General features: G+C 53.6%; 12 protein-coding genes and 1 tRNA gene. 10 read left to right on the top strand and 3 right to left on the bottom strand.

The annotated features are described in order from the left end of the window. The first annotated feature begins 476 nt into the window (after positions 1 to 476). The 6 genes from H6G13_RS01745 (at position 477) to H6G13_RS01720 (ending at position 6,581) form a co-directional block, all read left to right on the top strand. Positions 477 to 656, top strand: coding sequence for a hypothetical protein (locus H6G13_RS01745; protein ID WP_190481430.1), 180 nt, complete (start codon positions 477 to 479; stop codon positions 654 to 656). Positions 657 to 1,145: 489 nt separating this feature from the next. Further along, entirely contained in the window at positions 1,146 to 3,296 is a 2,151-nt protein-coding gene (locus H6G13_RS01740; protein ID WP_199305663.1) for a peptidoglycan-binding protein, read from the top strand. 207 nt (positions 3,297 to 3,503) lie between these two features. After that, positions 3,504 to 4,523 (top strand): hypothetical protein, encoded by a 1,020-nt coding sequence (locus H6G13_RS01735; protein ID WP_190481428.1) that lies wholly within the window; start codon positions 3,504 to 3,506, stop codon positions 4,521 to 4,523. Continuing rightward, positions 4,523 to 4,909 (top strand): hypothetical protein, encoded by a 387-nt coding sequence (locus H6G13_RS01730; protein WP_190481427.1) that lies wholly within the window; start codon positions 4,523 to 4,525, stop codon positions 4,907 to 4,909. Before H6G13_RS01735 ends, H6G13_RS01730 begins: the two co-directional genes overlap by 1 nt. 337 nt (positions 4,910 to 5,246) lie before the next feature. Further along, positions 5,247 to 5,894, top strand: a complete 648-nt coding sequence (locus H6G13_RS01725; protein WP_190481426.1) for a DUF4230 domain-containing protein — start codon at positions 5,247 to 5,249, stop codon at positions 5,892 to 5,894. 183 nt (positions 5,895 to 6,077) lie between these two features. After that, positions 6,078 to 6,581, top strand: coding sequence for an HNH endonuclease signature motif containing protein (locus tag H6G13_RS01720; RefSeq protein ID WP_190481425.1), 504 nt, complete (start codon positions 6,078 to 6,080; stop codon positions 6,579 to 6,581). Between the two features lie 771 nt (positions 6,582 to 7,352). Here the strand turns inward: H6G13_RS01720 and H6G13_RS01715 are convergent. After that, positions 7,353 to 7,425, bottom strand: a tRNA-Val gene (locus H6G13_RS01715). Positions 7,426 to 7,554: 129 nt separating this feature from the next. On the opposite strand from H6G13_RS01715, the gene H6G13_RS01710 reads away from it, so the two are divergent. From H6G13_RS01710 to mazG, 3 genes are all read left to right on the top strand, one after another. Continuing rightward, positions 7,555 to 8,112 (top strand): metal-binding protein, encoded by a 558-nt coding sequence (locus tag H6G13_RS01710; protein WP_190481424.1) that lies wholly within the window; start codon positions 7,555 to 7,557, stop codon positions 8,110 to 8,112. Then, positions 8,109 to 8,573 carry an MEKHLA domain-containing protein gene (locus H6G13_RS01705; RefSeq protein WP_190481423.1) on the top strand — a complete coding sequence of 155 codons (465 nt, stop codon included), beginning with the start codon at positions 8,109 to 8,111 and terminating at the stop codon, positions 8,571 to 8,573. Before H6G13_RS01710 ends, H6G13_RS01705 begins: the two co-directional genes overlap by 4 nt. Before the next feature lie 84 nt (positions 8,574 to 8,657). After that, complete coding sequence (gene mazG / locus H6G13_RS01700) at positions 8,658 to 9,476, top strand: nucleoside triphosphate pyrophosphohydrolase (RefSeq protein ID WP_190481422.1); 819 nt, start codon at positions 8,658 to 8,660, stop codon at positions 9,474 to 9,476. A gap of 5 nt (positions 9,477 to 9,481) precedes the next feature. On the opposite strand, the gene H6G13_RS01695 is transcribed toward mazG, so the two are convergent. Continuing rightward, positions 9,482 to 11,923 carry a PAS domain S-box protein gene (locus H6G13_RS01695; protein WP_190481421.1) on the bottom strand — a complete coding sequence of 814 codons (2,442 nt, stop codon included), beginning with the start codon at positions 11,921 to 11,923 and terminating at the stop codon, positions 9,482 to 9,484. A 291-nt stretch (positions 11,924 to 12,214) separates the two neighbouring features. On the opposite strand from H6G13_RS01695, the gene H6G13_RS01690 reads away from it, so the two are divergent. Then, a complete protein-coding gene (locus H6G13_RS01690; RefSeq protein ID WP_190481420.1) occupies positions 12,215 to 12,856 on the top strand; it encodes a hypothetical protein in 642 nt (213 codons plus the stop codon). Positions 12,857 to 12,871: 15 nt separating this feature from the next. On the opposite strand, the gene H6G13_RS01685 is transcribed toward H6G13_RS01690, so the two are convergent. After that, positions 12,872 to 14,212, bottom strand: a complete 1,341-nt coding sequence (locus H6G13_RS01685) for a hemolysin family protein (protein WP_190481419.1) — start codon at positions 14,210 to 14,212, stop codon at positions 12,872 to 12,874. Positions 14,213 to 14,215: the final 3 nt, after the last annotated feature.

The following is a 14,215-nucleotide window of genomic DNA, read 5'->3' as shown; positions in this document are numbered from 1 at the left end:
TCTTTAGATGCATCCATCGCTTCCCTATCCCTCGCTATACTGCTCAAAGCTTAGCGTTGTTAGCTATCTACGTAGCTAAGCATTCCTACTCATCGCAAATTTGGGATGCACTCATCTCTGTAGGCTCTCTTGAGGCCAACCTCAGGCATGTTAGCTTTCACGTCTACGACTCTTTTGGTAAGCGTGATTGTAAAGTGTCTAGGCCCCTAGAGAACAACGTAAACTATCTAGATTGCAGCCTACTTGGAATACTTGGCGAATTACTTGACACGCCCGCTAACGAGCTAGTTCAATTTAGTATCTCAGACTCTGAATAAGCCAGAACCCCTATAAATAGGTAACTCTAACGCCCCGACACTTGTTGGGGCTTTTTGTTGACTTTACCTCATGCACACTTATCGATCATTTTTCGCTTGATTTTACCCCTCGAAAAATGGTATTTTTGTTTCATAGCAGTGAAACAAGTAGAGATTCAAATGCAAAACACCAAAACCTCCAACACCAACACCTGCAAGCAAGTCATCGACAACGCAATCTTGAGAACTGGAATTGTTCTGGTCGCGGCGAGCTTCGGAGCTTCTATTGCCCTCAATCAGGTAGAGCGGGTCCTGACCGACAACACCAGCACCCCCACCATCGAGTTTCAAGGCAAGTAGTTTTTTTTGAACAAAAATGTTTCACAGCCATGAAACGCATCGAAGATAATAAGGATGCTGAAAAATGTGGCTAACCCAAATGCATGTGATCTACGAGGTAAAGGCTGATGTACCTGGTCTTGGACAAAGACTAAAACGAGCCAGAGAAACAAGAAACAAAGCCCTGTACCCCACCAGCGAGACCTTCTACGAGTACATCGGAATCACAAGGTCTACCTGGTGGAAATACGAGAAAGAGCAAATCCCAATCCCAATAGAGCGCGTCCGCGACATCGAAAGAAAGCTATCAATCGATTTACAAGTTCCAGAAAAACCCGCATAAGCCCGATGTAGAGCTACTACCTCTACACCTGGCTAAACCAAAAGGCCGAAGGGAGCTACTACCTTCCCTCCGGCCCGAGAACGAAAACCGCCCACGCAAATAGGAGGCATTCGCAAGACCCATCTTAGCGTATGCCTCCTCCGCTTCAATATCTGGAGGACAAGCGGATGGAAGTCTACGCATTCTTAGAGGCTCAAGCAAACTCTGAAGTATATCCTGATCGTGAACTAGAACCCCGTGTTGTAGAGCGGGCTCTAGCTACAACCGCAGCTGTCGTAGTGGCCATTGGTAGCTGCTCCAGCAAAGCAGAAGGTTTTGAGCTATCTGAATCTCCAACTCTACATTTCGAGAAGATGGTGGATACATCAAATAAAAGCAGCCAGGATGATCTGATTGTCATAGACGAGCGCAACATCAGCACACTCGATATAAGTGAGTACCGCAGCACGCATTTGTCCGAGGGTAACTGGGTATTTCTCACGCAGCGCGCCCTCTCTGATAAGGGTTACTTTGATGGTCCCATAACTGGTTACTACGGCCCCTTAACTACTGATGCTGTAGCAGCATTCCAAGCTGATGCTGGTCTGCCCGCAACAGGTGAGATGGATAATGCTAGTAAGGTGGCTTTGTTTGATGGCGCACCAACTGAAAAAGCTAAAGCTGAAGTAGAAGCCACACCTAAGCGCCAGGGAATCTTTGGCTTTTTCCGCAAACAGGAAGATAAGCCTGTATCTGAGCCTACTCCTGAGCCTGCAACTGAGGCAGTTTTGGTCGATACCAAGACAACCAATGCTCAGCTCAGACCACTATCTGACTGGACCCCTGAAGAGTTGCTAGGTGGTGAAATCCCGGATAACGGGCGATCTGATGGTACCGCGCACTATATCAATGATACGGGCGTAAACTCTCACCAGTACTGGCGCGAATCCACTGGGTCAGCCCACAAAGGAGTAGACCTGCTACTACCTATAGGCCACCCTGTATATGCCGTAGGCACTCGCGTCGTTGTGTGGTGGGATTCTTACGGCGGTGGCTTATCGATGGACCAAGAGCACCCCAATATGCCTGGTGTATGGGTACGTTCACTCCACCTGGATAGCGCTTTTGATAAAGGTTGGGAATGGTACAAGGCTAACCCCGGTGAGCAATGGCACAATATTGAGCCTGAGAATCTAGGCCATCAGGTAATCGGCACAGTTGGCTCCACAGGTGCCCACGGCGCAGGTGACTACGGGCCTCACTCTCACACAGGTCTATTCGTTACTGGCTCCAACGATTATGGCCAAGAGCGTGACAAGCATGATGACCGCTATCTGATCATTCGTACGAACATGCTCCACCTGGTGCATTGGGGATTGCAGGATAAATACCTGGTTAGCCAAGGCCCTGCTGCATACGACGATGTCAACCGCGCAGACCAAATCAACCCGGAGGATGTGCAGGTAATCGCATTGGCTACTGCAGACAGTGAGGCGTCTGACTCAGATTCTCAACCCTTGGAGATTGACTCTGTGGCTGCGACTGTAGCTGAGGTTGAGCCTCCTGTAGCTACTCCTGTGCGTGCCCAAGGTATCGTCGGTGATGCTGTCGCCGCCGCACCTGCAGTTGATAGTTTCAAGCCACTCAAGAAGGCGATGTTCGAGGGTGGTCAGCAATCATTGGTTGCCAGGGCAGTTGGGGCGGCAGAAGGAACTCGCACACCAAAGGGCGGATTCACCAAACATTACGAAGGGCACGTTGACCCAGGTAATGGTGTCTGGAACCTAGGCAGCTTTTCCTACCAGCATCACAACAAAGACATTACGCCTGAGGAAGCCGATAAGCGTCAACTGGCACGACTGGAGAACCAGGCTGCTGAAATGATTGATATCGCCAAGGCATATGGTATGCAGCTCACCCAGTCAGAACTGCTCAACGGCATAGACCTCGCTAACCAAGCTCCTGCCGCTGCCCTCGACTACGGCGGGTACATCGACAATTTGTATGAGGCTAAAGTGCAGTTGGGTAAGACAGGCCAAACCGCTATCATCCATGCCCGTGTTGAGGCATACAAAGACCCGAATACTGGTAAGTGGGCAGCGCCTGGTCTAGGCAATACCTGGGCAAGTATCTATGCCGACCAGGTGCGCCGGATGGACGAGGTAACTGCTGCGATGGATTACACCGGAGCACAACCTGACCTACTTATCTCGGTTTATGACACTGATGGCCCCGCTGTGGCAGACATGGTAGATAGTGCTGCTAGCAAACTAGCTGCAGTAGGTGCCGCTACTTCCGATGCCGTGAAAACTGGACGGCTAAATGGTGAAGCGTTCTAGGTTCTGTTTTGAAAGAACCACACAGCCCGGTCAGCAATGGCCGGGTTTTTTATTAGCTTCTATATGTTTCTATTTGAAACTAGATAAATCCATATAAATCTAATTTCATTTATATAAACCTATTTGCATCAAATAGAAACGTTTTGCACACTTCTTGATTCTAAAAGAATTTATAATAAGAACATAGAGTTAAAAACAACCAAGACTATGCCTGCAAAAACCAAAACCGTTCCTTCTGCCGCAATCCTCCATACCGTGGATATCGGCAACTACTCCACCTATGCCATCACTAACAACTTTGATGATGCACCTCGTTACTTCCGCTCCATGCGCGCCCGAGTTACTGCCGGTACCCGTGTCCTTAGAGCTGATGACTTGAACCCTCTAGTGGAGTGGAAGGGCCACAAGTATCACTTCGGTGATAAAGCTCATTCCTACAGCCGCAAGCAGGCGTCTGCAGTGGAGAACAAAATCTCAGATGTCAATGTTTTCATCTGCTCTGTTCTCGCCACTCTCCGCCCGCTGCATGACCAGACCAAGTACTCCGTTATCCTGCGATGGGCCCTACCCAACCCTGACCTGGAGCACTCCAGTGGCCGCACCTACGGTGAGGTCTTCAAGCAGGCACTGACTGGCACCTTCCAGTTCACGCGCAATGGGCAAGACATGGAAGTCACTATCAGCCCTGAAGACCCTCAGTACGAAGGTTATGCCTCTCTTGTTGCAGCCCGTGAAGAAGGCCAAGTTTCAGCAAAAGGCAACATCATGCTGATTGACCTGGGCGGCAACACTGCCAATGGCTTGATGATTGATTCTTCCAATGAAATCATCGAAGCCACTAGCTGTGAGGGTCGGGGCGGTGTCGCGCTAGCTACTGAGATTGCAAAGAATCAGTTGGTTGCCGACCGCATTGGTGACACCCCTTCTCTAGCAGTGATTATGGAAGGTATCGCCAGCGGCACCCACTGCTACCACGAAGAACCTGCTCAGCACTGGAATGACGTGTACGAAGAGCTTTTAGGTGAGTGGTACACAAGCATCCTCAGCGAGATGAAGCGCCGCTTCCGCGCTCACATCCCCAATACCAAGGGCATTGTGCTGGTCGGCGGTTGCGCCAATCTACTGGCGGAGACACTAGCTGGCAAGCCTGGAATCTACATTCCAGAGCATCCCGAGCTTGCCAACATTGAATCGATGATCGCTCAGCAACTACAGGTAGCCGCTTAATGAGTAATTACAAAGGCCGCAAGGCGAGCAAGATCCAGCGCACCCGCACCACCCGCCTTACCGAAGAAGAGTTTAAGCTCCTTGAGTTCATCGCAGAGGCCCTAAATCTAACAAGCGCCAGTGACGCCCTGAGTTATGTGCTCAGGGTTGGAGCCCAAGCGATTAAAGGAGAGGTGCAGGACGCGATCACTGCGAAGAGAGAGATGCAGGCCCTGATGAGTGGTGAGGTTTACACTCCCACACCTAAGGCCACAACACCAGCCCCAGTAGCAGACCCTGAACCAGAAGCCCCGCCTAAGGCTAAGACCAAAAAGGCAGCTCCCAAGCCGCCCCCGCCCGATGAAGAGATTGACGGAACTGCGCTGTTCGACAGCCTAGGTCTCTAAAGAGCCAAAGAGATGAGAGAGAAGCTTAGTTAGCCCCGGTCTATGACTGGGGCTTCTTCATTGAAGGGCTACAGCATGCCCTGGCCCTGGGGCCTGCCCTCGGCTGCGAATGGAGGTGTTCTACTTGCTTCTATTAGAATCTAGATAAAGCTAGATGTTTTTACTAGAAGTTAAATGCTTCTATCTGATGCAAATAGAAGCATTTAAAAACATCTAGAAATAAATAGGTTCATATAGAAGCAATCTGGGTTCACCCTGCTAGTGGCTTGCAAAAGCTTGCACAGATTTACGCCTGTGCTGAGTGGGAGTATGCCGATATAGCCACAGAGGAGCCCGTATGCTTAAAGCCTTAGTCATCGCCCCTGCCACAACTGCCGTCGCTGTCGTCGCCGGAGTCGCCGCTTTCACCCACATGCCCAATAGCCCACTCAAGGCTCTACCCACCCTCCCCGCTCTGGCACAGGTGGAGGAGCCAAAATTTGAGGTACCAAGCATCCTCATCAAAGAGATGCAGGATTCCAGCCAACTCACTACCACTGTTTTCCACGCTGAAACCACCATGCCAATCGAAAATAACCTTAAGATTCTGGGGATTGGTGTTGGCTCTACCCAGCTGATTTATCAAGCCTATGGTGCTGTAGCTGCGGGTGTAGACCTCAGTCAGTTGACTGAAGAGAGCTTCGAGGTAGTCGGTACGTCTGTTACGGTCACGCTTCCGCCCGCTAAGATGCTCGACAGCAAGATTGATATCAAGAAGAGCCGGGTACTCAACTACGACCGCAGCCTACTAGGCCCGGATATTGCCCACCTACAGGTTGGCCAGGTACAGGAGCAGGCGTTAAGAGAGATTGAGAAGAAAGCTTGTGAGATTGATGTCCTTAGCCATGCTGCGGGTCGGGCCGAATCTATTCTGCAGCAGATGCTCATGAGTGCCGGAGCCACTGAAGTAAATGTGGTTCAATCCCCTGCTGAGAACTGCAGCTAATTCTCGTCTGGCTAAAACAAGATCTTGGGAACACACCGAAGCCCTAGCAATGTAGCTAGGGTTTTTCTTTGTCAATACTTTTATCGGGGAGCGACACACCCCAACAAAACCTGCACAGATTGTGATAGAGACAAAATGGTTAACTCTTAACTATAGACCTTTTAGGAGTAACTAGGCAAGACTATGTCAAACATCAAAATTGAAACCTCTCTCGCCATCAAACAGCTTCCCTGTGAGCAGCAGCCTGTGGCTTACTTTGCCGCCAAGCTAGTGGATTTGATCAAGGGTCAACCCGAGTGTGGGTGCTGGGAATACCACAGACGTGACCCCGACGGATACGGGATCATGAACATCTACGGCAAGGATAGTCGCATGCATCGGCTGAGCTACGCCTACTACAACGGGGGTATCCCCGCAGATAGGTGGGTTTTACACCGCTGTAACAACAAAGCTTGCTGGAGGCCCGACCACTTGTATGCCGGTACCCCCGCTGAGAATACTGCCGACCGTATTGCGGCTGGCGTAAGTAATAGCAAGTTGGAGTATGGCAAGGTGGTGCTGATTAAAATCATGCTCAAGTTCATGACTGCATCCGAAATCTCCCGCGTTACTGGCTGGTGCACTCCCGCAGCTATCCGGGCGATTCGTCAAGGGCGACGGCATACAGATGTTTGGGTGCCCAGCTAGGCCCACGATCGATCCCGCAGTATCTAGAATAGGCACACACAAACCGGACAGTCTCTACACTTGTCCGGTTTTCCCTTACAACTTTTGGTGATTGAGATGAATAATTCGATGTTGACCCTGAACGGGGTTGAACTCCCTATTGAAGAATGGGAACGTAGATTTTGGCCTAAGGTTTGCGTAGCTGGGCCGAACGATTGCTGGGACTGGGTAGGCTCCAAGAACAGCCAGGGCTACGGGAAGTTGATGTTCAAGGTGCTAAGGAAGATTGTCGTAGCACACAGACTATCACTAGCCCTAAGTGACCCCACCTTTGACCCTGAATGCAAACTGTTAGTTCTGCACTCATGTGATAGGCCGAGCTGTGTTAACCCCAACCACCTCTCAACTGGGACGGTAGGAGATAATAATCGGGATGCCTTCCAGAAGGGGCACAACCGCGTCGTGGGTGTCTGCAAGGGTGATGCGCATTCCCGGAGCCGATACTTAGAGCATCAGGTATGTGAGATGAGGCATCTGCACGATGAGCATGACTGGACTGTAGCTATGCTGCTTGAGAAGTTTGGCGGCTCCCGTGGAGCTATCTATGGAGTTGTGAAACGCCTGACCTGGAAACACATCGCCTGAGGCACAAACGACAAAAAGTGGCCCCACATTACAAACGTGTAATGTGGGGCCACTTTTTGGGGCTACAATTCGGCCTAAAAATCTAATAGTATCTGGAGATGTGACCCCAGAAAGCTAGCTTAGTGCTTGTTTAGCGCGGGGACTGGATGGGCGGTACTGGACTCGAACCAGTGACATCCTGCTTGTAAGGCAGGCGCTCTACCAACTGAGCTAACCGCCCGCGTGTTTCACGATTTCATATCGTAGCAGACAATACGAACATTCTGAAAAAAAATTGGCAAAAAGATTTTTCAGAAATTTTTTGCCCCAAAGCTTGCGTTAATCCAAACAGGCTGATACACCTGTTTCCATGCCCTCCGGACGCACCCACGATCGCATCACCCTCTGGAGCCTGCCCCTCGTGGTGCTGGCCGCTTTTCGCATTACCCTCGACGGCTGGCTCACCGCCATTGTCTGCTGCGGCTTTTTGCTAGGCGGCTGGGTCTTTGGCCCCGACCTCGACATTCACTCAGTGCAGTACAAGCGCTGGGGCTGGCTGCGGTGGATCTGGCTGCCCTACCGGGGCCAGCTCCGGCACCGCTCCCCCTACTCCCACGGGCCTATCATTGGCACCGTAGTGCGAGTTCTGTACTTTTCTCTGTGGGTTGCCCTGTTTAGCCTCCTGGCGATTAGCCTGCTCAACTACCTGGGCCACACCGCCCTCACCTGGAACGACCTGCGCACCAACCTGAGTCAGGGGCTGCAACGCTACTGGCCCCAGTGGCTAGCCCTGCTAGTAGGGCTAGAGCTGGGAGCGCTAAGCCACTACACCAGCGACTGGCTCGTCTCCAGCCTCAAGCCCAAAAAGCGCAAAACCAGCCGCCGCAAAACTACCCCCCGCAAACCCCGCTCCCGTAAACGCCGATGAACGACTACCCGCAGACCCCCCAGCAGATCGACTGGGCCACCACCCTACTCACCAGCTATCGCCACTACCTGGGCCAGGACCTGATTGCCCCAAGCACCCCCCACAAACAGGCCGACCAGCTCTTTCACGCTCCCTTTGCTCTCGTCTCCCACGGCACCCAGAGCGACCCCATCTTCAACTACGCCAACCAAACCGCCCTCGACCTCTGGGAAATGGACTGGCCCACCTTCACCCAAATGCCCTCTCGCCTCAGCGCCGAGCCCATGCACCGCGACGATCGCGCCCAAATGCTGGCCCAGCTAACCCACCAAGGCTACGTCGATAACTACCAAGGCATCCGTATCTCCAGCCAAGGCCGCCGCTTTCGCATTGAGCAAGCCGCCCTCTGGAACGTGACCGATGCAGCAGGCACCCAGCTGGGGCAGGCCGCCACGTTTGCCAAATGGGTGTTTTTAGAGTGAAGCACCCATCCCCCATCCCCCCATCCACTCTCCCTCCCTCTTCTGGCATAGTGGAGCTAACAACTCGCAACACTCTCTAGCACTATGGCTTTTCAACTTGACCGCTCAGCTGTGTTGGCTGCTCTGGAGCGGCTGATTGATGTGGTGGCTCAGCTGCGGCACCCTGAAACGGGCTGCCCTTGGGATTTAGAGCAGACACCAGAGAGCCTAATTCCCTACGTGATTGAAGAAGCCTATGAAGTGGTGGATGCAATTCAGCTAGGGGAGCAGGGTGCGATCGCAGAAGAACTTGGCGACCTGTTGCTTCAGGTAGTGTTGCAGGCTCAGGTGGCGACAGATGCCGGAAATTTTGATCTCGCTACAGTTGCCAACGGCATTACTGATAAGCTGATCCGCCGCCATCCCCATGTGTTTGGCGATATTGAGGTGCAGAGTGTCGATGAAGTGCACCGCAACTGGGAGCAAATCAAGGCCCAGGAAAAAGGCGTGCCCCACGAACCCAACAAGCTCTCGCCCAAGCTGCGCAAGTACAGCCGCACCCTGCCGCCACTGATGGCCGCCATGAAAATCTCTCAAAAAGCGGCCAAGGCAGGCTTTGAGTGGGAAAATATCGACGGCGTGTGGGACAAGTTCCACGAAGAGCTAGAGGAGTTTCGCCACGCCTTGGCCCACGAACCTCAGGAAAACCAGGAGGCTGAACTGGGCGATCTGCTCTTTAGCCTGGTCAATATTGCTCGCTGGTGCGACCTAGACCCCGCCGCCGCTTTGCAGGGCACCAATCGCCGCTTTATCAAACGCTTTGAGCAGGTCGAAACGGTTGCCGGCAAGCCCTTGACCGACTATTCCCTAGAGGAGCTAGAGGCCCTATGGCAGCAGGCCAAAGCCAAGCTAGCTCAGTCCTAAAGGGTCTAAACCGCTTGATTGACGACTTCAACGGTAAAGGCCGTTTGATTGGCGCTGCAGCTAGCGCGCACGTCTCCGCCTAGGTGCTGTGCCAGCTTTTGCACCAGGGCCAGCCCCAGCCCAGTGCCGCCCTGCTTCCAGGGGTCGCCGTTGGGTACTCGGTAAAACTTGTCGAAGATGCGGCACAGCTCATGGGCCGGAATCTCAACGCCTGAGTTGCTGACGATAAACTGCATTAGGTCTGAATGGGCGGCAACGCTGATTTCGATAGTTTCGCCGGGGGGCGTGTACTTGCAGGCGTTGTTTAGCAGCTCCGAAAGAATCCGCTCCAGCGCCGGGATATCTGACATTAGGGGCGGCAATGTCTGGGGCGGCAGCCGGATCTCCAGGGTTTGCTCGCGGGAGCGAGCCCGCTCCTTAAAAGGCTGCGTGAGTTCTTTGAGCCAATCGTCAACGGCGATTGTTTCTAGGTCTAGCGCCCGCTTGCCCGCCTCTAGCCGCTGCAGATCTAGCAGATCGTTGATCAGACTGATCTCGCGTTCGCATTCGTTCTTCAAAATCTCCAGGTACTTCAGGGCTTTTTGCCGGGAGCCATTGAGCCCATCTTCCTGATTCAGCACCAGCTCCAGCATACGAACAGACAGCTTAATGTTAGAAACGGGGGTTCGCAGCTCATGGGAGACGGTGCTTAAGAAGTCGTCTTTGAGCCAGTTCAAGCGCTCTAGGGCCTGCACCTGGGTCTGGGCCTCCTGGTAAAGGTGGGCCTGACGCAGTGCGATCGCACATTGGTTCGCCACCTGCTGCACCAGCCTCAGCTCATTTTCCCGAAAAACATAGTCCTTATCGCTAATCAGCCAGAGATCGCCCAGTACCCCCTGGTCGTCAAAAATGGGGCAGGCCAGCATGGCAACGCGGCCCCGAATCGGGTTGGGCACGATGTTGCAGAACTGAATGTATTGTCCCTCCAGCAGCGGCTGATACAGCTCTGGAAACACCTCAATTTGGGCCACTCGGCCCTTAACGGGAATTAGAGAGGTGCTGTATTCGTAGCAAATAGTAGACGTGCTTTGCTCCAGGTCATAGAGGGCAGCGTTGCAGCTGCGCACGCCCAGCCCCTCGCCCAGCGCCTGCACCGCCGTTTGCAAAATCTGGCTTTCATCCAGGCTATCTCTGACTTTGTCGGTAATCCGCTTGAGCGTGGCTTCGAAGCTGAGGGCCTGCCGCAGCTGGGCGGTGCGTTCTTTGACTTGGGCTTCTAGGCTGTCGTTTAGCTCCTGCAGATCCGCCTCTGCCTGCTTCTGCGGGGTAATATCAAAGCGAATCGCCATGTACTGGTGAGGGCTGCCCTGCCCGTCTAGAAACGGCACGATGGTCGTGTTCACCCAGTAGATCGTTCCGTCTTTGGCCCGGTTTTTGATTTCTCCGTACCAGATCTGGCCCTGCCGAATGGTAGACCAGAGGTGGTGAAAGAATTCCTTGGGGTGATAGCCCGAGTTGAGAATGCGGTGGTTTTGCCCCAGCAGTTCCTCGCGGCTGTATTTAGAGATTTCGCAGAATTTGTCGTTGACGTATTCAATAGTTCCTTGACAATCAGTGATCGCTAAGATAGCTGCCTGGTCTAAGGCAAACTGCATCCCCGTCAATTCGCAGAGAGACTGGCGCAGCCGCTCTTCAGACTCTTTGCGATCGCTAATATCGCGAACCACCTCAGAAAACGCGCGCAAACTACCCGTCTCATCCCACAGGGCTGTCAGCACTATATCAGCCCAAAATCGGGAGCCATCCTTGCGCATCCGCCAGCCCTGCTGCTCCCAGCGCCCCTCGGCAGCAGCCTGATCTAGCGCCTGCTGGGGCAGCCCCTGCTCCACCTCATCCGGCACGTAAAAGCAGGAAAAATGCCGCCCGATCACCTCATTGGCCTCATACCCCTGCAGCCGCTCAGCCCCATTGTTCCAGCTCAAGATAGAGCCTGCCGGATCTAGGCTGTAAATAGCGTAGTCCCGCACGTTCTCGATCATCAGCCGGTAGCGCTTTTCACTGCGCTCTAGAGAATCGGCCACAGCCTCTGCCTGCCGCGCACTGGCCAATGCCCGCCACCGCTCCGACAGTAGCCTGCCGCTCAAAAAGCTAATCTGCACCCCAATCACCGCAAACACCAGCATACGCACCAAATCGCTGAGGGTTGCGATCGCAAGTGAGTTGGTGTGCTCCACCAAAAAATAGTTAGCCAGCAGACAGCTCAAAGCTGTCGCCACCAGACCCGGCTTAAAGCCGCCATACCAGGCGCTCAGCATAATCGCCGGCGCAAACAGCAAAAACGGCCCAGCCAGCCCCAAGATCGGCACCAGCAAAAGACGAATCAGCAGCGACACCACCGTCGTTATCACCGCCAACCCATATCGCAGCTGCCACGGACGTTTTTTCAACCAAGCAGTGCCAACGTACATCGATAACAAAGGACAGAGTCCTAACCACAGAGATCAAGTGCAAAAACCAGACGCCAGATCAAAAAGCCCGAAGCCCCAGCCACCCAGACAAAAAACAGCTAGCCGCAAAACAAACTCAAATCAATCCACTATTAAACCGAACATCACCGAAAAAACCTCTGCCTAAATTATATAAAGCCTAAATTATATAAAGCCTCCCCCTCCAAGCGTCCCCTCCCCCCTCCCTGCTCCCTAACCCTCCCACCCCCTTCCCCGGTATACTGACCGAGGACCTGACACAGGAATAGCACCTTGGGAGTAGAACTTCGCAGCTACGTTTACATCGACAGCCTTCAATCGCAGCACGCTGCCTACATGGGAACTGTAGCTCAGGGGTTTCTACCCCTTCCCGGAGACGCGTCCCTATGGATCGAGATTTCGCCCGGCATTGAGATCAACCGCATCATGGATGTGGGGCTTAAAGCAGCTGTGGTTCGGCCCGGCGTGTTGATTGTAGAGCGGCTGTATGGCTTGCTAGAGCTACACTCCAGCAATCAGGGCGAAGTCCATGCCGCTGGTCGGGCCATGCTAGACGTGCTGGGCGTAGACCGGCGCGACTGCCTCAAGCCTCGCATCATCTCCAGCCAAATCATTCGCAACCTCGACTCGCACCACGTGCAGATGATCAACCGCACCCGACGCGGCAACATGATTTTGGCTGGGCAGACCCTCTATGTATTTGAAGTCGAACCAGCAGCCTACGCCTCCCTAGCCGCCAACGAAGCCGAAAAAGCAGCCCTGATCAACATTCTGCAAATCACCTCAGTCGGCAGCTTTGGACGGCTTTACCTAGGTGGCGAAGAGCGCAACATTTTAGCCGCGCAGCAGGCTGTTCTAGCCGTTATGGAAACTGTCCCCGGTCGAGATACGTTGCTCAACCAGCGCAAAGAGTGAGGGGCTGCGTTTGCTCTAAAGCTCCAAATCTTGAGGCTCCTTACCTACTCTTTCTGCACCGGGCACCCCGGCCATTAACACCTTGTCAATGCGGCGACCGTCCATATCGACCACCTCAAACCGCATACCCTGCCACTCAAAGAAGTCGCCTGCAGTGGGAATGCGGCCCAGCTGATTAATCACAAATCCGGCCAGGGTGTGGTAGCCATCCTCATCGGGCAACTCCTCCCGCACCAGCAGTCGCTTCAGCTCATCGACCGACAGCAGGCCATCTAGCAGCCAAGAGCCATCTTCCCGCTGCACCACCATCGGCCCCTCCTCATCTTCGATGGCGGGCAGATCGCCCACAATGGCCTCTACCAGGTCGTTTAGCGTAACCAAACCTTCTAGCCCACCGTACTCGTCCAGCACCAGCGCAATGTGGGTGCCCGACTCTTTGAACATCTCTAGCACTTTGAGCGCGCGGGTGCTGTCAGCCACATAAAGAGGCGTTTGCAGTAGGGGCATCAGGTCAGGATTGGGCTCTGGGCTGTATAGATACGCCCGCAGCAGGCTTCGCAGCCGCACCACACCCAAACAGTCATCGATACTGCCCCGGCAAACCGGAAAACGAGAGTGGGGACTTTCTAAAACCAGTTCCCGGTTCTCGTCGAGCGAGGCTTCTAGATTAATCCAGTCAATATCGGTGCGGGGGGTCATCAGCGCTCGAATGGGTCGATCCCCTAGCCGTAGCACCCGGCCAAACATTTCCTGTTCAGAGGCTTCGAAAGTGCCAGCCTCGGTGCCCTGCTCAATTAAAACCTTCAGTTCTTCCTCTGTAATGCTAGTCTCCTCCGTCGCCCGAATGCCCATGAGCCGTACCACCGTATCTGTTGAAATGCTCAGCAGGCCGACCAACGGAGCTGCCAGCCGAGACAGTCGCTGCATGGGCCGAGCAACGCTGCAGGCAATTTCCTCTGGGTAGCTCAGCGCCAACCGCTTAGGCACCAGTTCCCCAATCACCAGCGAGAGATAGGTCAGCAACCCCACGACAATCGCCAGACTGAGCATTTCGCTGTAGGGCTGCAGAAACCTAACCTGATCGAGCACGCCCCGGAGCTGGCTAGCCACCGTAGCGCCCCCCAAAGCTCCACTAGAAACGCCAATCAGCGTAATTCCAATTTGCACAGTGGAGAGAAAATCATTGGGTGACTGAGCCAGCCTCAGCGCCAGTCGCGCTTTAGGGTTGCCCTCACGCGCCTGCTGCTCGAGCCGCACCTTGCGAGCCGAGACGAGGGCAATTTCAGAGCCGGAGAATATTCCGTTGGCAATGATCAAAATCAGGATTAAAAAAGGTTCGATACCAAAGGCGGTCATGCC

Source organism: Pseudanabaena sp. FACHB-2040 (assembly GCF_014696715.1).
GTDB lineage: Bacteria > Cyanobacteriota > Cyanobacteriia > Phormidesmidales > Phormidesmidaceae > JACVSF01.
The sequence above is the reverse complement of the archived record's forward strand: the minus strand, read 5'-3'. Positions and strand labels throughout refer to the sequence as shown.

Bases quoted from the DNA above. Each gene is read 5' to 3' on its own strand.
- H6G13_RS01685 (WP_190481419.1), bottom strand. From the start codon at position 14,212: ATGACCGCCTTTGGTATCGAACCTTTTTTAATCCTGATTTTGATCATT.
- H6G13_RS01725 (WP_190481426.1), top strand. From the start codon at position 5,247: ATGCTTAAAGCCTTAGTCATCGCCCCTGCCACAACTGCCGTCGCTGTC.
- H6G13_RS01745 (WP_190481430.1), top strand. From the start codon at position 477: ATGCAAAACACCAAAACCTCCAACACCAACACCTGCAAGCAAGTCATC.
- mazG (WP_190481422.1), top strand. From the start codon at position 8,658: ATGGCTTTTCAACTTGACCGCTCAGCTGTGTTGGCTGCTCTGGAGCGG.
- H6G13_RS01695 (WP_190481421.1), bottom strand. From the start codon at position 11,923: ATGTACGTTGGCACTGCTTGGTTGAAAAAACGTCCGTGGCAGCTGCGA.
- H6G13_RS01705 (WP_190481423.1), top strand. From the start codon at position 8,109: ATGAACGACTACCCGCAGACCCCCCAGCAGATCGACTGGGCCACCACC.
- H6G13_RS01710 (WP_190481424.1), top strand. From the start codon at position 7,555: ATGCCCTCCGGACGCACCCACGATCGCATCACCCTCTGGAGCCTGCCC.
- H6G13_RS01740 (WP_199305663.1), top strand. From the start codon at position 1,146: ATGGAAGTCTACGCATTCTTAGAGGCTCAAGCAAACTCTGAAGTATAT.
- H6G13_RS01735 (WP_190481428.1), top strand. From the start codon at position 3,504: ATGCCTGCAAAAACCAAAACCGTTCCTTCTGCCGCAATCCTCCATACC.
- H6G13_RS01730 (WP_190481427.1), top strand. From the start codon at position 4,523: ATGAGTAATTACAAAGGCCGCAAGGCGAGCAAGATCCAGCGCACCCGC.
- H6G13_RS01720 (WP_190481425.1), top strand. From the start codon at position 6,078: ATGTCAAACATCAAAATTGAAACCTCTCTCGCCATCAAACAGCTTCCC.